The organism is Aestuariibaculum scopimerae (genome assembly GCF_059428085.1).
This window is the reverse complement of the sequence record NZ_CM182089.1, coordinates 629,625-650,499: the sequence shown is the minus strand read 5'-3', so window position 1 is coordinate 650,499 and position 20,875 is coordinate 629,625. Positions and strand designations below refer to the sequence as shown.

Annotated in this window: 20 protein-coding genes and 1 pseudogene; 12 read left to right on the top strand and 9 right to left on the bottom strand. The window is 35.0% G+C overall.

Going from position 1 to position 20,875, the window contains the following annotated elements; genetic code table 11:
• The 10 genes and pseudogenes from AC5SR4_RS03055 (at position 1) to AC5SR4_RS03010 (ending at position 8,207) form a co-directional block, all read left to right on the top strand.
• Positions 1-1,095, top strand: a complete 1,095-nt coding sequence (locus AC5SR4_RS03055) for a diphosphomevalonate decarboxylase (protein ID WP_495358064.1) — start codon at positions 1-3, stop codon at positions 1,093-1,095.
• 6 nt (positions 1,096-1,101) lie between these two features.
• Positions 1,102-1,464: pseudogene (locus tag AC5SR4_RS03050) on the top strand (four helix bundle protein).
• A gap of 40 nt (positions 1,465-1,504) precedes the next feature.
• Positions 1,505-2,434 carry a mevalonate kinase family protein gene (locus tag AC5SR4_RS03045; protein ID WP_495358063.1) on the top strand — a complete coding sequence of 310 codons (930 nt, stop codon included), beginning with the start codon at positions 1,505-1,507 and terminating at the stop codon, positions 2,432-2,434.
• A 49-nt stretch (positions 2,435-2,483) separates the two neighbouring features.
• Positions 2,484-3,389, top strand: coding sequence for a geranylgeranylglycerol-phosphate geranylgeranyltransferase (locus tag AC5SR4_RS03040; protein WP_495358062.1), 906 nt, complete (start codon positions 2,484-2,486; stop codon positions 3,387-3,389).
• 69 nt (positions 3,390-3,458) lie between these two features.
• A complete protein-coding gene (locus AC5SR4_RS03035) occupies positions 3,459-4,325 on the top strand; it encodes a pseudouridine synthase (protein ID WP_495358061.1) in 867 nt (288 codons plus the stop codon).
• A gap of 333 nt (positions 4,326-4,658) precedes the next feature.
• Positions 4,659-6,056, top strand: a complete 1,398-nt coding sequence (locus AC5SR4_RS03030; RefSeq protein WP_495358060.1) for an arginine decarboxylase — start codon at positions 4,659-4,661, stop codon at positions 6,054-6,056.
• Positions 6,057-6,194: 138 nt separating this feature from the next.
• Positions 6,195-7,169 carry a deoxyhypusine synthase family protein gene (locus tag AC5SR4_RS03025; RefSeq protein WP_495358059.1) on the top strand — a complete coding sequence of 325 codons (975 nt, stop codon included), beginning with the start codon at positions 6,195-6,197 and terminating at the stop codon, positions 7,167-7,169.
• 13 nt (positions 7,170-7,182) lie between these two features.
• Positions 7,183-7,533, top strand: a complete 351-nt coding sequence (locus tag AC5SR4_RS03020) for a hypothetical protein (protein ID WP_495358058.1) — start codon at positions 7,183-7,185, stop codon at positions 7,531-7,533.
• 12 nt (positions 7,534-7,545) lie between these two features.
• Positions 7,546-7,779 carry a hypothetical protein gene (locus AC5SR4_RS03015; RefSeq protein ID WP_495358057.1) on the top strand — a complete coding sequence of 78 codons (234 nt, stop codon included), beginning with the start codon at positions 7,546-7,548 and terminating at the stop codon, positions 7,777-7,779.
• A gap of 11 nt (positions 7,780-7,790) precedes the next feature.
• Positions 7,791-8,207 carry a VOC family protein gene (locus AC5SR4_RS03010; protein ID WP_495358056.1) on the top strand — a complete coding sequence of 139 codons (417 nt, stop codon included), beginning with the start codon at positions 7,791-7,793 and terminating at the stop codon, positions 8,205-8,207.
• A gap of 22 nt (positions 8,208-8,229) precedes the next feature.
• Here AC5SR4_RS03010 and AC5SR4_RS03005 read toward each other — a convergent pair whose 3' ends face one another.
• The gene (locus tag AC5SR4_RS03005) at positions 8,230-9,573 is read right to left on the bottom strand and encodes an MptA/MptB family glycosyltransferase (protein WP_495358055.1); all 1,344 of its coding nucleotides are present in this window, start codon (positions 9,571-9,573) and stop codon (positions 8,230-8,232) included.
• A 153-nt stretch (positions 9,574-9,726) separates the two neighbouring features.
• Here AC5SR4_RS03005 and ggt point away from each other — a divergent pair, with 153 nt between their 5' ends.
• Positions 9,727-11,415, top strand: a complete 1,689-nt coding sequence (gene ggt, locus AC5SR4_RS03000; RefSeq protein WP_495358054.1) for a gamma-glutamyltransferase — start codon at positions 9,727-9,729, stop codon at positions 11,413-11,415.
• 19 nt (positions 11,416-11,434) lie between these two features.
• Here ggt and AC5SR4_RS02995 read toward each other — a convergent pair whose 3' ends face one another.
• Genes AC5SR4_RS02995 through AC5SR4_RS02980 form a run of 4 tightly spaced genes read right to left on the bottom strand, consistent with a single transcriptional unit; the run spans position 11,435 to position 16,394 of the window.
• Positions 11,435-12,925 (bottom strand): cellulose synthase family protein, encoded by a 1,491-nt coding sequence (locus AC5SR4_RS02995; RefSeq protein WP_495358053.1) that lies wholly within the window; start codon positions 12,923-12,925, stop codon positions 11,435-11,437.
• Positions 12,922-13,614: a glycosyltransferase family 2 protein gene (locus AC5SR4_RS02990; protein WP_495358052.1), complete on the bottom strand. Its 693-nt coding sequence runs from the start codon at positions 13,612-13,614 to the stop codon at positions 12,922-12,924. Before AC5SR4_RS02990 ends, AC5SR4_RS02995 begins: the two co-directional genes overlap by 4 nt.
• A 47-nt stretch (positions 13,615-13,661) precedes the next feature.
• Entirely contained in the window at positions 13,662-15,062 is a 1,401-nt protein-coding gene (locus AC5SR4_RS02985; RefSeq protein ID WP_495358051.1) for a 4Fe-4S binding protein, read from the bottom strand.
• Positions 15,063-15,065: 3 nt separating this feature from the next.
• Positions 15,066-16,394 (bottom strand): NAD(P)/FAD-dependent oxidoreductase, encoded by a 1,329-nt coding sequence (locus AC5SR4_RS02980; protein WP_495358050.1) that lies wholly within the window; start codon positions 16,392-16,394, stop codon positions 15,066-15,068.
• Between the two features lie 195 nt (positions 16,395-16,589).
• Between AC5SR4_RS02980 and AC5SR4_RS02975 the strand changes: the two genes are divergently transcribed.
• On the top strand, positions 16,590-17,321 hold the full coding sequence (locus AC5SR4_RS02975; RefSeq protein WP_495358049.1) for a metallophosphoesterase family protein: 732 nt from the start codon (positions 16,590-16,592) through the stop codon (positions 17,319-17,321).
• 94 nt (positions 17,322-17,415) lie between these two features.
• Here the strand turns inward: AC5SR4_RS02975 and AC5SR4_RS02970 are convergent, their stop codons facing one another.
• The 4 genes from AC5SR4_RS02970 to arsS form a co-directional block, all read right to left on the bottom strand.
• On the bottom strand, positions 17,416-18,300 hold the full coding sequence (locus AC5SR4_RS02970; protein ID WP_495358048.1) for a sterol desaturase family protein: 885 nt from the start codon (positions 18,298-18,300) through the stop codon (positions 17,416-17,418).
• A 73-nt stretch (positions 18,301-18,373) separates the two neighbouring features.
• The gene (locus AC5SR4_RS02965) at positions 18,374-19,186 is read right to left on the bottom strand and encodes a purine-nucleoside phosphorylase (protein WP_495358047.1); all 813 of its coding nucleotides are present in this window, start codon (positions 19,184-19,186) and stop codon (positions 18,374-18,376) included.
• Between the two features lie 12 nt (positions 19,187-19,198).
• On the bottom strand, positions 19,199-19,807 hold the full coding sequence (locus AC5SR4_RS02960; protein ID WP_495358046.1) for a TIGR04282 family arsenosugar biosynthesis glycosyltransferase: 609 nt from the start codon (positions 19,805-19,807) through the stop codon (positions 19,199-19,201).
• 11 nt (positions 19,808-19,818) lie between these two features.
• The gene (arsS, locus tag AC5SR4_RS02955) at positions 19,819-20,874 is read right to left on the bottom strand and encodes an arsenosugar biosynthesis radical SAM (seleno)protein ArsS (RefSeq protein ID WP_495358045.1); all 1,056 of its coding nucleotides are present in this window, start codon (positions 20,872-20,874) and stop codon (positions 19,819-19,821) included.
• Position 20,875: the final 1 nt, after the last annotated feature.

Genomic DNA, 20,875 nt, shown 5'->3' with positions numbered 1-20,875 from the left:
ATGACAGAACAATACTTTATTCCGCAATCTTATACTAACACCGTTGAAGGCGGAAGCGTTACTTGGGAGTCGCCCAGTAATATTGCCTTGGTAAAATATTGGGGCAAAAAGCAAGATCAAATACCGGAAAACCCTTCCATTAGTTTTACGCTCAATCATTGTAAGACTATTACAACTTTGCGATTTTCGAAGCGCGAAAGTAATACCGACTTTTCTTTTAATGTTTTTTTAGATGGCGTTAAAAAGGACGACTTTAAAGCTAAAATTGAAACCTTTTTCAAGCGTATAGAAATATATTTGCCTTTTTTAAGAACATATCATTTTGTTATTGAAACATCCAATACCTTTCCACATAGTTCGGGCATTGCTTCTTCAGCTTCTGGAATGAGTGCTTTGGCCTTATGTTTAATGAGTATTGAAAAGCAATTGCATCCCAATATGTCTGAGGCTGATTTTGTAAAAAAAGCATCGTTTTTAGCCCGATTGGGATCGGGATCGGCATGTAGGAGTATAGAAGGCCATTTAATTGTTTGGGGAAATAACAATACCGTTGCAGGCAGTAGCGATTTGTTTGGGGTGAAGTATCCATATCAAGTGCATGACAATTTTAAAGACTACCAAGACACCATTTTGTTGGTTGATAAAGGTGAAAAACAAGTGAGCAGTACCGTTGGGCATAACTTGATGCACAACCACCCTTATGCAGAAATGCGGTTTAAGCAAGCCCATGACCATTTAAAAGCGTTAAAACCAATTTTAGAGTCGGGCGATCTAAATGCCTTTATAGCTTTATTGGAGCGAGAGGCCTTAACACTCCATGCGATGATGATGACTAGTATGCCCTATTACATTTTAATGAAACCCAATACCTTGGAAATTATTAACAAAATATGGGCGTTTAGGGAAAAAACAAGATTGCACCTAGGGTTTACTTTAGATGCTGGAGCCAATGTTCATGTGTTGTATCCTGCGTTTGAAAAAGACGAAGTGCTAGAATTTATTAAAAATGAGTTAGTTGCATATTGTCAAAACGGACACTATATTTGCGACAAAATTGGCTTTGGAGCCAAACAATTGACAATTGAAAATGGATAATTAACAATGAAACGCGAGAATGTAATTAAAAATAAAAGCTATTCATTTGCGGTTAGAATTGTAAATTTATACAGGTTCTTAACAGAAGATAGAAAAGAGTATGTGCTCTCAAAACAGTTGCTATGCTCAGGAACATCCATATGAGCTAACGTAAGAGAGGCAGAACACGCAGAGAGTAAGCCTGACTTTATCCATAAATTATCAATTGCTTTAAAGGAAGCCAATGAAACAGAATATTGGTTAGATTTGCTAAAAGAAACAGGTTATTTGAATAATTCTGAGTATCTTAGCATTCAGATTGATATTAAGGAATTATTGAAGTTATTAGTAAGTATTATCAAAGCTTCTAAACAAAATAAACCAAAATAGCCAATTTTTTAATTGTCCATTATCAATTGTCAATTTAAATATGAAAGGACCATTGTTTTATTCTAAAATTTTACTCTTTGGAGAATATGGTATCATCAAGGACTCCAAAGGCTTATCCATTCCTTATAATTTTTATAATGGCGCTTTAAAACAAAGCGATAATCTTTCTGAAGTTGCTAAAAAATCCAATGAGGGGTTGAAACATTTTGTTGCTTACTTGAAAACGATTAACCCAAGTTTGGTGACTTTTGATATGGAGGCATTGAAGCACGATGTTGATGCTGGTATGTATTTCGATTCATCCATTCCGCAAGGTTATGGTGTTGGAAGTAGTGGGGCATTGGTTGCAGCTATTTATGATAAGTATGCCCAAAACAAAATTACAGTTTTAGAGAACTTAACCCGTGATAAGCTTTTAAATTTAAAAGCGATATTTTCTGAAATGGAGTCCTTTTTTCATGGAAAATCATCTGGTTTAGATCCTTTAAACAGTTATTTAAGTATTCCAATTCTTATTAATTCCAAAGACAATATTGAAGCAACAGGTATTCCATCCCAAAAAACCAATGGAAAAGGCGCTGTTTTTTTATTAGATAGTGGCGTGGTAGGTGAAACAGCTCCCATGGTTAGTATCTTTATGGAAAGTATGAAGAATGAAGGCTTCCGTAATATGATTAAAGATCAGTTTGTAAAACATACGGATGCCTGTGTGGAAGATTTTTTAAAAGGGGATATCAAATCTTTGTTTAGAAACACTAAAAGTCTTTCCAAAGTTGTTTTAAACCATTTTAAACCCATGATACCCAAACAGTTCCATGAGCTTTGGAAGAAAGGTATTGAAACCAACGAGTATTATTTAAAACTTTGTGGTTCTGGAGGTGGTGGTTATATTCTTGGCTTTACTAAGGATATTGAGAAAGTACAACAGTCGCTTAAAGACTATAGATTGGAAGTGGTTTACAACTTCTAAACATATTATATATACTTGTTTTTTGTAGTTACAACAAACCTACTTATCCATGTTATCTAGAAAACAGAAACATATTTTAATTAAGTTTTTTAGTATGTTTTCGGTTGTTAGAGGCTATAACATATTAGTAATAATAATAGCCCAGTACCTAACCTCTATTTATATTTTAGCGCATAATAAACCCTTAAAACAAGTCGTTTTTGATGCTAATTTGTTTATGCTGGTTTTAGCTTCAGCAGCTACCATTGCTGGTGGTTACATTATTAATAATTTTTACGATTCGGAAAAAGATTTAATTAACCGTCCCATTAAATCCAGATTAGATCGGTTGGTAAGCCAGAACACCAAATTGTCATTTTACTTTGTTTTAAACTTTTTGGCTGTTATTATGGCCAGTTACGTGTCGTTTAACGCAGTGGTGTTCTTTTCAATTTATATTTTTGCCATTTGGTTTTATTCCCATAAATTAAAAAAGCTCCCCTTTATTGGTAATCTGGTTTCAGCTATTTTAACCATAACACCGTTTTTTGCCATTTTCATGTATTATAAAAATTTTGAGCATGTTATTTTTGTACATGCTATTTTCTTGTTCTTGATTATTTCTATGCGGGAATTAACAAAGGATTTAGAAAATATAAAAGGTGATTTAACCTTAAACTATCACACCATTCCCGTAGTGTATGGTGAAAAGGTATCTAAAACCATGCTAGTTTTGCTGTCTGTGTTAGCGCTATTTCCCATCTATTTATTGGTTTCCCACTTTAAAATAGGGCTTATGGACCGGTACTTTTATTTATGTGTTTTGCTGTTACTTGTTTTCAATGTGGTGTTATATAGGTCTAAAACAAAAATCCACTACATAATACTGCACAATATTTTAAAGTTTATAATAGTTGCTGGCGTGTTTAGTATTTTGTTAATTGATGTAGATGTGGTACTTAACAGATTGTTTTAAATCTTTTTTAGTGATTTATAACATGATATAATCATAATTTATAATATATCTTTGCATAAAAATATAGCAATGAGCAGAAAGCAAGGCACAAGTGGAAAAGGGAAACCTTCAGGAAGAGGACAGCAAAACAGAACAAACAAAACATCCAGTAGAAGTAGTACTTCTAAAACAAAAAGTTTTGCCAGGGGTAATGCGCCCGTTAAACAAGTTGTTCAAAAAGCATCCAATCCAAATGAGATAAGGCTTAATAAATATGTTGCCAACTCTGGAATTTGTTCACGTAGAGAGGCCGATGTACATATTGCTACAGGATTGGTAACTGTTAATGGTAAAGTAGTTACAGAAATGGGCTATAAGGTAAAGATAGATGATGAGGTGCGTTATGACGGTGCCCGCATTAACCCAGAAAAGAAAGCCTATGTACTATTAAATAAGCCCAAAGGTTTTGCAACCACTACTAGTGAAGGTAAAGGGCGTACGGTTATGGACTTAGTAGCTAACGCAACCAGCTCTAGAATTAAACCTATTGGACGTTTGGGCAGAAACTCTAAAGGTTTGTTGCTGTTTACAAATGACGACCATATTGTTGAGAAATTTACAAACTCTAAACGTGGTGTACCGCGTTTGTTTCATATAGAATTAGATAAAAATTTAAAGTTTGAGGACTTGAAAAAAATAGAATCTGGATTTAAAATTGATGGTAAATTAATAGCCGTTGAGGAAATAAGCTATATAGATGGTGCATCAAAGAAAGAAATAGGTCTAAAAATTAAAAATACAGGTAACACAATCATTAGAACTATTTTTGATTATTTTAAATATGAAATTATTAGCTTAGACTGCGTTGCCATTGGTCCGCTTACAAAAAAGGATATCCCAAGAGGCCATTGGAAGCACCTTACAGAGCAAGAACTGAACAACTTAAAAATGCTCTAAAAAAAATATTAAAAAAATAAACCAAAAAAGGATAAAATTAAATTTTTTGTATTTCATTTGTAAAGTAATTGCTGAACAAATTGAAACGTGTTTGTATGTTCGGGCTTTTGAGAATTGAGAGGTTCTTTTCAAAAGCGGCTTATAGAAAAAGCAACCGAATTTTAAAGCTAACCTCTATGAACCTAATTGCTGATAGCCAGCATGTATATGGTTTTGTGCCCACCACTCAAAGTCAAATTCAGATTTGATATAAATTCATTATTTTTATTAAATAACATTTTTGTTATAACATTAATTTTTTTAAAAAATAATAATGAATACTAAAGAATTATAATGAATACTAAATATATTGACTTAATTAACCAAACATTTGATTTTCCACAAGAAGAGTTTAAACTAGAAGACAGGCATTTGCAGTTTCATGATATCGATTTAATGGAATTGGTAGAAGCCTACGGAGCCCCTTTAAAGTTTACCTATTTGCCACAAATTTCAAATAATATAAATAAAGCTAAGGGTTGGTTTGATAAAGCTTTAAAAAATAATAAATACAAGGGAAAATACCATTATTGTTACTGTACCAAGAGCTCCCATTTTAAGCATGTGCTAAATGAAGCCTTAAAAAACGATATACATATAGAAACATCGTCAGCTTTTGATATAGATATTGTTGAGAATCTTAAAAAAGAAGGCAAAATAACAGACGATACCTATGTTATAAGCAATGGTTTTAAACGTGCCCAATATGTTACAAACATTGCAAGACTTATTAATAACGGACATAAAAACTGTATACCCATAATTGATAATTATGAAGAAATAGAACTATTATCGCAAGAAATAGAGGGTAAGTTTAATGTAGGTATCCGTATAGCTTCAGAAGAAGAACCAAAGTTTGAGTTTTATACATCCCGTTTGGGTATTGGATATAAAAATATAGTGCCATTTTATAAAAGCCAAATTCAGAATAATAAAAAAGTTAAGTTAAAAATGTTACACTTTTTTATTAATACAGGTATACGCGATAATGCTTATTACTGGAATGAATTGCACAAATGTTTAAAAGTGTATACCAACCTTAAAAAAATATGTCCTTCGTTGGATAGTTTGAACATAGGCGGTGGTTTTCCCATTAAAAACTCTTTGGCTTTCGATTTTGATTATGAATACATGGTTGATGAAATAGTTAATCAAATAAAAATGGCTTGTGAGGAAGAAGAGGTTAAAGTACCTAATATTTTTACTGAGTTTGGAAGCTTTACAGTAGGAGAAAGTGGAGGTGCTATTTATGAAGTGCTTTACCAAAAACAGCAAAATGACCGTGAAAAATGGAATATGATCAATTCTTCTTTCATTACCACATTGCCAGATACCTGGGCCATTAACAAGCGCTTTATTTTATTGCCCATCAATAGATGGCACGAAAGTTACGAACGTGTTTTGTTAGGGGGCTTAACTTGTGATAGTGATGATTATTACAACAGTGAACAGCATATGAACGCCATTTATATGCCCAAGTACAATAAAGAAAAACCTTTGTATATAGGCTTTTTTAATACAGGGGCCTACCAAGAAACCATAGGAGGCTTTGGTGGCTTACAGCACTGTTTAATACCATCGCCAAAGCATGTGTTAATAGATAAGGATGCTAATGGAAACTTGTCAACCAAGCTGTTTAGCGAACAACAAAAAAGCGAGGACTTACTTAAAATTTTAGGGTATGAAAATTAAAGCGTTCATTATTATTGCCTTATTTTTTAATATCAAAATTGTATTATAAAATGTTAAGTTATAAATTTATGGATGAAGAAGTTGCAGATGTGCACCATCCGGTACAAAATGTCAAAGCTTTAAAATTTAATTTAAAAGATGAATAATAAAGGACCCATATCACAATTTATAGAAAAACACTATTTGCATTTTAATGCCGCTGCATTGGTAGATGCAGCAAAAGGTTACGAAGCTCAATTGGCTTCTGGAGGTAAAATGCTAGTGTCTTTGGCAGGTGCCATGAGTACTGCCGAATTGGGTAAAAGTTTTGCAGAAATGATTCGTCAAGATAAAGTACAAATCATTTCCTGCACTGGTGCCAATCTTGAAGAGGATATTATGAATTTAGTGGCCCATTCGCACTATAAACGTGTTCCAAATTACCGTGATTTAACACCACAAGAAGAGTGGGGCCTTTTAGAAAAAGGTTTAAATCGTGTTACCGATACCTGTATTCCAGAACATGAAGCATTTAGACGCTTACAAGAACATATTTTTAAAATATGGAAAGAGGCCGATGATAAGGGCGAACGCTATTTGCCACATGAATATATGTATAAAATGTTACTTTCTGGTGTGCTAGAACAGTATTATGAAATCGATTTAAAAGATTCCTGGATGTATGCTGCTGCCGAAAAGAATCTACCTATTGTAGTTCCTGGATGGGAAGATAGTACCATGGGCAATATTTTTGCAAGTTATGTGCTTAAAGGAGCGCTAAAGGCAAGCACCATGAAATCGGGTATAGAGTACATGACCTTTTTAGCTGATTGGTATACCGATAATTCTAAAAATGGTATTGGATTTTTCCAAATAGGAGGTGGTATTGCAGGCGATTTTCCTATATGTGTGGTACCCATGCTTTATCAGGATATGGAACGAACCGACACACCGTTTTGGAGTTATTTTTGCCAAATTAGTGATTCCACAACAAGTTATGGTTCCTATTCTGGGGCTGTGCCAAACGAAAAAATAACATGGGGTAAGCTAGATATAGACACTCCAAAATATATTATAGAAAGTGACGCGACCATAGTTGCACCATTAATTTTTGCTTATTTGTTAGACCAATAATCAACTCAATATTATGTTACGCAAAATAGTAGACTACAAAAAACTAAACGAAGATATTTTAAATCTTCTAGTAGAGAAATTCCCCGATGGATATGATGATACCGATGTTATATCATTTAGGAATGCCCAGAATGAAATCATTGAAGCTGTAGAAGTACGTACAGATGATACTATATATTTAGTGAAAGTAGGAAAACGTCTTGTACAGGCCATGGAAGACTTTGGCGATGATGATGAAGCCGATGATAGTTCTGAAGTGGATTTTGAAAGTGTAAAAGTGGAGGATTCCGACGATGACGATGATGTAGATTCAGATGAAGCTCTCAATGTTGCCGACGAGGATGACGACGAAGAAGACGATTAAAAATTATATAGCATGAGAACAGCAGTTTTTAAATCTTACAAAAAAGGATATTATACGTTTTGGTTTGAAAATGGAGAAGAATTGGTATTTGAAGAAGTACACCCAAGGGTACTAAAACAATACGATTTAAAGAATGACAAAAGTTTAATTGATAAAACGTTTAAGATTGTTTTTGTTGAGGATTTTGAAGATGACGACGAAGATCTGGTAATTTACAGAGTAGAGAGTTTAAAACCAATTGATTAATCACTTATAGTATGGGCGCATCGTTTCATATATCGTTGCCTTGTTTAAGCGTAAAAACCACAAAAAGTTTTTATGTTGATAATATTGGCGCTTCCTTAGGAAGAAAAACGCAAAACTGGGTTGATATAGACCTGTTTGGTAACCAACTAACGTTTATAAAAGCGGATAAATTTAGTTTTCACAGTCCCAATTACGTGTTTGAAGGCAAAATATTGCCATCCTTCCATTTTGGGATAATAGTGGATTTTAAAACGTGGCATGGTATTTATGAAAAATTGGATAATAATAAAGAGCTGGAATTGGTCACTCAAGCCACTTTTTTAAAAGATAAACCTGGGGAACATACATCCTTTTTTATTAAAGATCCCAATGATTATATGTTGGAGTTTAAGACCTTTAAAGCTCCAGCAAACGTTTTTAGTAAATAATGTTTAAAATAACCTTACTGTTTTATAATAGTAAGGTTTTTTGTTTGTCCCTTAAAAAGACTTCCCAAACAAAAGCACTGTAAACCACAAGGTATTCTATGCCTATTACCCATAGTGTTTCGGTATTTTTACTGCTACTGTATGCCAAATAGCTTAATACAATCATAAAACTCCAAACCAATGGAAATTTATAATTTGTAAAAACAGATAGTATTAACAAAGTAGCAATATACCAAGGATGTACAGTAGTGGCCATAAAATAATAGATTGACAAAACCAGTACCATACTGGTAATAAGTTGTGCCATAGTGGCGGTTTTTCTCAGTACGGTTATTAAAAGGACAAACAATACAACAGTAAGGAGCATTATTTTACCTATAATGGCAATTTCATTATATCCCCTAAACATATATCCTATTTCCCTAGCTAGATAATAAAAACTTGCGTTAAACTCAAAGTCCTTAAACCATAAACCAATGGTATCTAAATAGTTAAAAATGAATTTTGGGGTATAAAAAGGCGTAAATGTTATGCTGCAAACACTCCCAATAATAATATAAAATAAACCAAGTTTAGCTGCTCGTAGCGACATAGAGCCCAGTAGATTCTTCTTAAGAAACCATGGCAGTAATAATGGTAAAAATATGAGCGGAATTAATTTGGTTGAAACCGATAATGCAAAGGTAACGGCGGCCAAAGGCCATTTGCCTAAGTAAAGCAAATACAAACTCCATATTAGAAAAAAGATCATAAGCCCTTCAAAATGTAGATTACCAGTTAGCTCTATAATAATAAAAGGATTTAAAAGATACCAGAATATATGGTAAGTAGGTATGCTAAGACAGTTTAATAGCTTTTTTCCAAAATAGAGCGTTCCAAAATCAGCCATAACAATAAGCAGCCGCAAAACTACAACACTGCCTAAAATACTCTTATTAGCGAAAACTCCAGCAATTACAAAGTATAACTGATTGATTGGCGGGTAATTACTAAAATGACTGCCATTTAACACCCCCATGCCATTGTATAATTCTTGAGCTTGGGTTATAGGAAAGTTGCCTGTAATTATAAAAGATTCTGGGGTGTATAAATATGGATTAATGCCTTGTAAAATAAGTCTGCCATCCCATATAAACCGATAAAAGTCTTGAGAAAGATTTGGAATTGCAAAAATAAACACCGCTCTAAATAAAAAGGCAGCACCTGTTAAAAATCCAATTTGGTTCTTAAACTGCTGTAGTATACCATAAAACAAAGCAAACAAGACTGTATATAACAGGATGAGCTTTATATAGTTTGTTCTGGTTAAATTATAAGCAAAGTCTAGATAGCACAACATGCTAACGAAAACCATGAATAAAGGCATTCGGTATTGTTTTATAAAATCTTGACTCAAAAACATATGTTAAATATACATCTATTGCTAATCATTATATAAATTCAGTAATGGTTTGGTCTGCCAAAATAAAACTGTTAACTTCGTTAAACTTCACACAATCAACTTAAAAGATTATTATATATGAGAAATATTGTTTTTATGGTAACCTGTATAGTCTCGGTTTTATGTGTTCAGGCGCAAGATAGAATAAACGGAGCATTACATGCAACAAGGTCAGAAGTTATTGCACAACATGGCATGGTAGCTTCCAGTCACCCATTAGCAACCCAGATAGGTTTAGATATTTTAAAGCAAGGAGGTAATGCTATTGATGCTGCTATTGCTGTTAATGCTGCTTTAGGTTTAATGGAACCCGTAGGCTGTGGCATTGGAGGCGATTTATTTGTGATTCTTTGGGACGCAAAAACAAAAAAATTATATGGATTGAATGCGAGTGGCCGATCGCCAAAAAGTTTAACTTTAGAGTACTTTGAAAAGCAAGGGCTCACTAAAATTCCAATTTACGGCCCCTTGTCTGTTAGTGTGCCTGGTGTGGTAGATGGTTGGTTCGAGTTGCACAATAGGTTTGGTTCTTTGCCCATGCGAACTATATTAGATCCTGCTATTGATTATGCCGAAAACGGATTTCCTATTACACAACTTATAGGGCTTTATATGCGTAATTCGGTGTCAAGATTTTTAAAGGCAGGATATCCCAATATTGAAGATAATTATCTGCATGAAGGTAAAATGCCTGAAGAGGGAGCCATTTTTAAAAATCCCTATCTAGCTGCTACCTATAGAAAAATTGCAAAAGAAGGGCGAGATGCTTTTTATAAAGGAGATATTGCTAAAACGATTTCCGATTTTATAAAAGAAGAAGGTGGTTTTTTGTCTATAGAAGATCTAGCAACCCACAAATCGGAATGGGTAGATCCTGTTTCTGTTAATTATAGGGGTTATGATATTTGGGAGTTGCCACCAAACGGCCAAGGTATTGCTGCACTGCAGATGCTTCAAATTTTGGAGGGTTACGATTTTTCAAAGATTGAATTTGGTAGTGCAGAGCATTTGCATTTATTTACTGAAGCGAAAAAACTGGCTTATGAAGACCGTGCCAAGTATTATGCTGATATGGACTTTGCAAAGGTTCCTGTAGATGAATTGATATCGGATGCTTATGCTGATGAGCGCCGTCAACTTATTACCGATATGGCTTCTACTTATCGTGCTGGCAAGATAAGTTCTGGAGAAACCATATACTTAACAACGGCTGATAAAGACGGCAATATGGTGTCTTTTATTCAAAGTAACTATAGTGGTATGGGGTCTGGAATGGCACCTCCAAAATTGGGCTTTATGCTGCAAAATAGGGGCGTGTTATTTAACCTTAATAGAGGTTATTCTAATACGTATCAACCTGGTAAAAGGCCTTTTCATACCATAATACCAGCTTTTATAACTAAAGATGGTGAGCCGTTTTTAAGTTTTGGTGTTATGGGAGGCGATTTTCAGCCCTTGGGTCATACACAAATAGTTATGAATATTATTGACTTTGGAATGAATGTGCAGGAAGCGGGTGATGCACCACGTTGGGACCACAATGGATCTTCATCCCCTACAGGTGACGTTGCAGATGATAGTGGAGAAATTACGGTAGAGTCTGGAATTCCTTATAAAACGGTTAGAGATCTAATGTTTAAAAGGCACAAAGTTGCTTATTCTTTAGGTATATATGGTGGATACCAAGGGATTTTATGGGATTCTAAAAACAAAGTTTACAGAGGTGCTTCTGAAAGTAGAAAAGATGGCCAAGCTGCAGGTTATTAAAGTAGTTGACCTGTAAACTTTAAACTTTAGAGGTTAATGACTTTATAAATACATAGCCAAACCCCAAAAATAGCATGAGATGGAAAGGAAAGAGACCAAAATCACCACCTTGGTTGCCTACTATAAAAGCGCTATACATGCCAAACCCAAAATAAAGCATTAAGATGCCTTCAAAAATAACATGCACCGATACTGTTTTTTTTAGGTATTTGTTCTTTTTCCAGCTGTCTTTAAGCGTACTAATGTTAAATTTTGGGGTACGAACAAATTCGCTTTTTTTGCCCAAGTGCCCTTCTAAGACGGCAATGGAATTATGTAAAGAAAAGCCCATGGCTATAGAGAAAAAGACAAAAAACATGCCTATGTAGCGTATAAAGTTTTTAATACCACCGCCATAAATATTTTTATACATAAACCAGTAGCAAACAAAAAAGATGATGGTGCTCACTACAAAGAAACTCATTACATAAAAGTAAGGTTTTAAATGGGTGTATTCATTTTTTATGTAAAGCATGGGAATACTAAGAATACCTACAATAAGAACGTTTAAAAACATAGTACTGTTCAATAGGTGTAAAAGCCCATGTACTTTTGTTTTGGCCGAGATGTTTTGGTTTCTTAATACACGCCACATCATTTTCTTAAAATTTTCAGCCCCGCCTTTATTCCATCTAAACTGTTGCGAACGTGCGGCACTAATTACAATGGGTAACTCAGCTGGTGTTTCAACATCTTCTAAATATTTAAATTTCCAATTTTTTAATTGGGCGCGGTAACTTAAATCTAGGTCTTCCGTTAATGTATCACCTTCCCAATTACCTGCATCTATAATACAGGTTTTACGCCATACACCTGCTGTACCATTAAAATTGATGAAGTGTCCCTTGCAATTTCTACCAACTTGTTCAAGTGTAAAGTGGGCATCAAGTGCAAAAGCTTGTATTTTAGTAAGTAGTGAATAGTTGCGGTTTAAATGCCCCCAACGTGTTTGAACAACACCAATATTTTCATCTTTAAAATAAGGAATGGTTCGCTTAAGCCAATCTTCTTCAGGAAGGAAATCAGAATCAAAAATAGCAATAAACTCTCCTTTGGCTATTTTTAGGCCTTCTTTTAGGGCGCCAGCTTTAAACCCGGTACGGTCTGTCCTGGTAATGTGTTGGATGTTCACCCCAGTGGCTCTTAAAGATTCAATGTGGGTACGGGTGGTTTCTAGGGTTTCATCAGTGGAGTCGTCTAAGACTTGAATTTCCAACTTATCTTTTGGGTAATCAATTTTGGCAATATTGTCCAACAAACGTTCCATAACATACATTTCGTTATAAACGGGTAGTTGTATGGTAACAAATGGAATTTCATCTGGATTTGAAAAATCAAAGGACTCACAGCTATCTTTTGCCTTTTTTGATGACAAATAATTAAAAAGAAGGTTTAATTGCGCTAATGCATACAAGAATATTAGCAAAAGAGCAATAGTGTAAATAATGATAATTGTTGCTTCTAGAATCATTTTTTAATACTGTATTTTAAAATCCAACCTAAGATTTTTATGCCTGCAAATATACTACCTTTTATGGTTCCTGAAACTTTTGAGACACCAATTCTATTTCTATAATTTACAGGGACTTCGGTATAAGATAATTTTTGTTGTAATGCTTTTAGCTGCATTTCAATAGTCCAACCATAAGTTTTGTCTACCATATTGAGTGCTAGTAACTTACTGTATTTAATAGCTCTAAACGGACCAAGGTCAGTAAATTTTGAACCAAACAGTAAGGACATTAATTTGGTTGCCAGCCAGTTGCCAAAAATTTGAGGAGTTGTCATAGAGCCGGGTTCACGAAGGCTTTTTATGCGTGTGCCAATAACAAAATCAATATTATTTTCGATAATAGGTGTCACTAATTTGGTTAATTCTTCTGGGTAATCACTATAATCTCCATCCAAAAATACAATAATATTTGGTTTTTTGTTTTGATTAGCAATGTATTGCATACCTTTTAGGCAGGCATAGCCGTATCCCCTTTGGGTTTCGGTTAGAACTGTAGCCCCTGTTTTTTTTGCATTTGCTTCAGTGTTATCAGTAGAATTATTGTTCACCACAATAATCTCGTCAACTAGCTTTGGGATGTCATTAATAACATTAGCAATTGCATTTGCCTCATTATAGGCAGGAATAATAACTTTTATGTCGGGCATTAAGTGTTGTTAACTTTCAATGCATAAAAATACAATACTTTTATGGATTATTTTGAATTTACCAAATCCATTAAATTCACATCATTGCCCAATAATATATCATTGGAATTAATGCGCCCTTTCATGGAATCATTCTCTAATTTTAAGACTCCCCTAGGGCAAACAGCAGCACATATACCACACCCAACACAGCTACTTCGAATTATATTTTCGCCTTTTTGGGCATAAGCACGTACGTCGATACCCATTTCACAATATGTTGAACAATTACCACAAGAAATGCATTGTCCGCCATTGGTTGTGATTCTAAATTTTGAGAACAAGCGTTGCTGAAATCCAAGTATGGCAGCCATAGGACAGCCAAAGCGACACCAAACCCTGCTGCCAAAAATAGGATAAAAACCAGTGCCGATAACCCCAGAAAATATAGAGCCTATATATAGACCATAGGCCGAACGCAAAGTGCTGGATTTAATATAAAATACGTGTTCTGTTGTACCGGTAAAATACATAACAAGTAAAGTAGCAATTACAATAAAATAACCAATGGCCCCATAACGCACATCTTTGCCAAACTCATGGCGCTTAAATAGCATAACCCAAGTAAAAACTAGGGTTAAAAGTAAACCAACCCCAATTAAAAAGGTGCTTTGTGATAGCCAATAGGCATTGGGATTTTTGTTTAAATAGGTGTAAACCACGGCTGTGGTCATGATAATTGAAAACACCAAAACACTATGAACGAGCCAACGTTCTAGCTTCCATGCAGATAGTTTTTTGCTACTTAATTGCCTAAATGAGTCGCCAGCAGTCTCGGCAAGGGCACCACAACCACAAACCCAAGAGCAGTACCAGCGTTTGCCATATTTGTAAGTTAGTATGGGAGATATAATAAAAATGGAAAGCACTCCAAAGATCAATAAGGCTAAACCTAAAGCCCCTGACGATAAAAACCCGTTGATGGACCAACTATCAAATAAATAATAATTTAAGGGCCAAATGCTTTTTAAATCATAATAAGGTAAATTGTATGACGCACTTGCATTAAGCCTAGCCATAAATTCTGGAATTAAAAAAGCAAACCCCAATTGAAAGAACATCACCGAAAATGTTCGTAGGCGTTGGTACCTATTGTACCAATATTTAAACAAGAACTTGGTGCCAAATATTAGAATAGCTAAGGTATATAGGGTGCCATAAACAAACCACTGCGAAGCAGGGTTGCCACTAAGCAAGATGCTTAAAGAGTCAAAAAAAGCAATCAATCCAGTGTTGGCTTCCCCGTTGGGTGTTTGACCTAAATACTCAGGAAAAAAATAGAGTACAATGTAAAAGCTTGTTATTAAAACACCTGTCGCCCAAGCCGACCAGCCCCTGGAAGAAATAGGCCTAAACCAGATGTTATCGTTTTTTATGCCTTTGGATGTTTTTAGATGAAGTATTTTCATGTTTTATAAGGCATTTTGTGGTTGTTTGTTGTAATGTGTCAATATATCCTGTTCGTACTGCTTATAAAATTCAGGATCAAAGTTGGCTTCAGTCAAATGGGTTACCACATAGTCTACATCTCGTTTTTCAGATAGCCATTTATCAAAAGAGGCATGTTTCATACGTATGCCAAACGTATTGATACCCAGAAATGTTTGAGTGACTTTGTGAAAGGCTATGGTGATGCATTTAGTGTCATCAGGGTGTTTCCAATGGAAATGTGCTTCATAATCAGGTTTGCTTATCTTACTATGCACCCAACCATAGGTTTGGTATTCAATATCAAAAAACTTGGCAGAGTTAAACCAGTGCCCTGGATTATAAGCTGTTTTGTTGCCACAAATAGTTTGAGCCAAAACTTCACCCATCATCCGCCCTGTATACCAAACAGCTTCAATGGGTTTTCGGTTGCCAATAGGATGGCGTTGTTCAGTGCAATCACCTATAGCATAAATATTGGGGACATTGGTTTCTAAAAACCGATTCACCAAAACTCCTTTATTTGTTTCAATGTTAGTACCTTTAATAAAATCGATGTTTGGTGAAACACCAGCTGTTAAGCCAACAAAATTACAAGCTATTTCTTCATTGGTTTCATCAATAATAACAGATTTAACATGGCCATTTTCGTCAGCGACTATTTCCTTTAGGTTGGTCGATATACGCAAATCAATATTGTGTTTTAAAATATGTCTGTTAATCATTTGACTTTCGCCTTCAGGAAGCACCCCATTCCAAAAACTGCTTTCACGCACCAAAAAAGTTACGGGAATATTTCTGGAATGTAGCATTTCGGCAAGTTCAACCCCAATTAAGCCGCCACCTACAATAATGGCACGTTTACAAACAGTATTATTTGGTGCATGTTGCTCTAATAAGTCCAAGTCTTGTTTGCTATACAAACCTTGTACACCCTTTAAATCCTGACCTTTCCACCCAAACTTGTTGGGTTTACTTCCAGTGGCAATGATTAATTTGTCATAATTAAGGGGCTCTCCCTTGGCAAAATGGAGGGTCTTTAAGTTGGTGTCAATGGTTTTTACAAACCCCTTTTTAAGCTGTAAGTTGTTTTTTTTCCAAAACCAATCCTCGTAAGGTTTTGTGTGTTCAAATGTCATGTGCCCCATATATACATACATGAGTGCTGTGCGCGCAAAGAAATAGTCTGTTTCGGCAGAAATGATGGTGATTTTTTTACCTGCCTTGTTGTTAGGCAGGTTAGTTAGTTTTCTAATATGCCTTGCAGCAGTAACACCCGAAATGCCATTACCAATAATAACTATGTGCTCCATAATAGGGGTTCATTCACAAATTTGTCGGAAGGTTTACATAAACCTTAATTTAACTTAGGTGCAAGTTGCTTAAATTTAAGCAATAAATATAATATATAAGAGTGTTTTTGGCTTTGTGTTTTTATGAAAAGGTTAATAATTTCCAAGAGCCTGTTTATTGTAAAACAAATCGTTTAGTTTTGCAAAAAACAAATTATGAGAACATTTGCAGTTGGAGATATTCATGGTGGTTTAAAGGCTTTAGTGCAGGTACTAAACCAACTTGAACTCAAAGATGAAGACACCCTTATTTTTATGGGGGACTATGTAGATGGTTGGAGTGAGTCTGCTCAGGTTATTCAGTTTTTAATGGAATTGTCGCATAAAATGAATTGTATTTTTATAAAAGGCAATCATGATGTTTGGTGTGAAAATTGGTTAAGATCCGAAATTGTGAGCCCGGTATGGTATATACATGGCGGCAAAGAAACTATGGAAAGTTATAGTGGATTTTCTAAAGAAGAAAAGGAGGCGCATTTAACGTTTTTTGAAAACTTGAAACTGTACCATCTAGATGCTGAAAACCGATTGTTCCTTCATGCAGGTTTTACATCTATGCATGGGGTAGAAAAAGAGGTATATAAAGAAACGCTTTACTTTGATAGAACCTTATGGGAAATGGCTTTGGCATTGGATAAGAGTATGGACGAGAGTTCTGAGCTATACCCTAACAGATTAAAGCATTACAGTGAAATTTATATAGGGCACACCCCAACCATTAACTTTAATTCTTACGAACCCATGCATGCGGCCAATGTATGGAATATTGATACCGGCGCTACGTTTTATGGAAAGCTTTCGGCTATCAATATTGATACCAAGGAATTTTATCAGAGTGATGTTGTTAGAACTCTATATCCTAATGAAAAAGGAAGAAACAAAAGTTAATGCATATGGCTTTTGTAGTATTTAAAAAGTGTTTTGTTTTTAGTCTAAAATTGTTAGTTGATTAGCAAATAAAGGATAACATACTGTGTTTTTATCATTTTTTATTTATAGGATATAGTTCTTGGTTTATAAAATCCTTTGGAAAATTTTCATCACCTTTAAATCCCAATTCAATATCGCGTCCATTGTGGGGTATATAATTCGTTTTAAAAAGATAATCCCAAATACTTAATGTAAGTCCATAATTAACGCCATACTTTAAGCGTTTGGGCAATTGTTTGGCATGGTGCCAAATATGCATTTTAGGGTTGTTTAAAACATACTTAAAAACACCATAGTTCCAGCCTAGATTAGCATGGTTTAAATGCCCAATAGCTATATTGAAAAAATGAACTATGGCAACATCTTGTGCACTGTAATTAGCAATGATGGCTAGTGGAATATACCGTAAGGCATTATATACCACAGGCTCCATCCAATGATAGCGTAAATGCGCGGCAAACCCCATTTCTTTTACCGAGTGGTGCACTTTATGAAAATCCCAAAGTAAAGGCACCCGGTGTAATAAGCGATGGGTGTTCCATTGTACAAAATCGTTAACAAGAAACAAGATGAAAAGACCAAGCCATTTAGGGAGGTCTCCAGCATCAAACAATTGAAAGCTGGACAAGGATATTCCAAAGATACTTAAAAAGTCATTGAAAAATTCGGCAGCCGTATTGGAAAGGGCTATAAGGATTATTAAATTTAGTATAAAGAAGTTGAAGAACATATAGAAGCTATCTAACCAAAAATCTTTCCTAAAAATAGATTGTTCTTTTCGCCAAGGGAAACATATTTCCAATATCCAAACAGCTAAGGAAATAAATATTAAACCATAAAAATAATTGTCCCAGTGGTTAATGGTAATTAACTCATGTTTTAAGTAATTCCAATACCCGGTATAAGAGTTTTTTATGATGTCTATATATTTATCCATTAATACATTATGTTGCTTGTGTGTGGTGATATTAACGTATATAAACTGCTGTTGAGAGCGTTCATTAAAAAAATTACAAGGTTTTTATAAGTTCTTTAAATAGTTTTATCATATGAGGCTCAGCCTTGGCAGCCATGGCTATAATCTCATTAATATTAATGGGCTTTAGATTATTGGGGTCGCATTCGTCTGTTAAAACAGAAACAGCAGCAGCTTTTAGGTTCAGGTGGTTGGCAACTATTATTTCGGGCACTGTACTCATGCCAACCGCATCGGCGCCTATAATCTTTAACATTTTGTATTCTGCCCTGGTTTCTAATTGGGGCCCAACTACGCTGGCATAAATACCCTCGTGTAAGGTAATGTTATTAACTTTTGCAATGTTTTTAAATTTAGAATTAATATCGGCATCATAAGGAGCACTCATATCGGTAAAACGCTCGCCTAAAAATTCCACGCCTCTAAATGCCAAAGGCGAACTTCCTTGAAGGTTTATATGGTCTTCAATAAGCATAAGCTCTCCTTTTTTAAAGCTCAAATTGATTGCTCCAGCTGCGTTGGATACGAGCAAGGTTTTAATGCCCAATTTTTCCATAATTCTAACAGGGTAGGTAACATCCTGCAATGTATAGCCTTCATATAAATGAAACCGGCCTTGCATAACAATAGCGGCCTTGCCTTCTATATTACCATAAATTAATTTGCCTTTATGGAATTCTACCGTAGCTGTAGGGAAATTGGGAATGTGGTTATAGCTTACCGCTTCTATAATGTCTATCTCATTTATAAGTTGCTCTAAACCGGTACCTAAAATGACACCAATTTCAGGGCTTTTAAAGCCTTTGTCTTGTAAATATGTTACGGTTTGTTCTATTTGTTTAATCATTCAATTGTTGAATTAATTGATTTTTAAATTGTGTAATCTGTAGAGTGTTGATGTTTTTAAATCCTCAAACGTGTCAATATCGTTCAGGGTTTTAAGTAGGGTGTAAGATACGCCATTTTCATCTAATTCTTTTAATGTCATGTCCAGTAAATGGGATTGGCTCCAGGGCTTATTTTCAAAAATAAAAGGGTAACATGCGGTTAGTCCTAATAAGTAATAACCACCATCGAATGCGGGACCAATAACGGCATGGTAGTCTTGTAAAGATTTTAGGCTGGTTTTAATAAGTTCAGCATGAATATCTGGTAAATCAGAGCCTATTAAAACAATACGTTTGTAGCCATCTTGAAACCCTTTTTCGAAGGCATTTTTCATACGTTCCCCTAAATCTTTACCTTCTTGTACGGCTTTATAATTGTGTGGCCATAGGGTATCATCAATGGCATTTGAAAAATAAATTCGCGTGTCTATGTGTATATCTTTAACGGCTTGTTGAGTTGTTTTTAGTAATGCCTTATAAACTTCAAAAGCAGCTTGATTGCCAATGGTTTTGGCTAAACGTGTTTTAACTTGGCCCAGTTGTAAATTTTTAATAAAAATGATGATGAGGTCTTCCGTCATAAGTTTAGGGGTTAAGTGACACTGCCTTGGCAACTACTGCCTGCGCCTGCCGTACAACCATAGCAATGTTGTGATATAACAATATTACGGCCTTTTAGCAAATCTTCTTGGTACTCCGATATGTGTTTTACTTTGCTGTTTACGGGAAGGTTGAGCATTTGATTAAAATCACAATCGTATAAATAGCCATCCCAACTCACTGAGAGTGTATTGGTGCACATTACATGATTTACAGCTGCTGGATTAAAGGCCTCTACTAAGGCATGCATATAGTCCTCATAATTTTCAGAAGTGATGAGGTAATCTAAAAACCGACTGATGGGTAAGTTGGTAATAGCAAATAAGTTATGAAAGTGGATATTGAAATCGTCCAACAGGGCTTTTTTAAAATCTTTTTCCATTGATGCTTGGTTGCCAGGTAAAAAGGCTCCTGATGGATTGTAAACCAAATCTAATTTTAGGGAGCTGCTTGGCATGCCATAGCCCACATCATTAAGCATTTTCAAGGCTTTAATGGAGGCGTTAAAAACACCATGGCCTCGTTGCTTGTCTGTTTTCCCTTGAGTCCAGTGCGGCATAGAACTCACCACATGTACATTATGTTTTTTAAAAAAATCTGGTAAATCATGATATTTTTTGTTTGCTGTAATAATGGTAAGATTAGAGCGCACAATAAAATCTTTAATGCCAACTTTTGAGGCTTCTTCAACAAACCAATGAAAATGGGGGTGCATTTCTGGGGCGCCACCTGTAAGGTCTAAAGTATGTGCTCCCGTTTGTTGTATCACTTCAAGGCATTGTAGCATGGTATTGCGTGTCATGATTTCCTTTCGGTCTGGTCCCGCATCTACATGACAATGCGTACAGGTTTGATTGCACATATAACCTATGTTGATTTGAAGAATCTCTAAGGTTTTGGCTTTTAAGGGGAATTGATTTGTTTCTCTAATTTTGCTTGCAAAGGTTGGCAAATCACCACTTTTAAAAATGCCATTTGAGAGGATTTCCAATTGCTTATTTGAGTTTGCCAGTTCGCTGGCCCGTTTATGAAGGGATTTAATCATCATC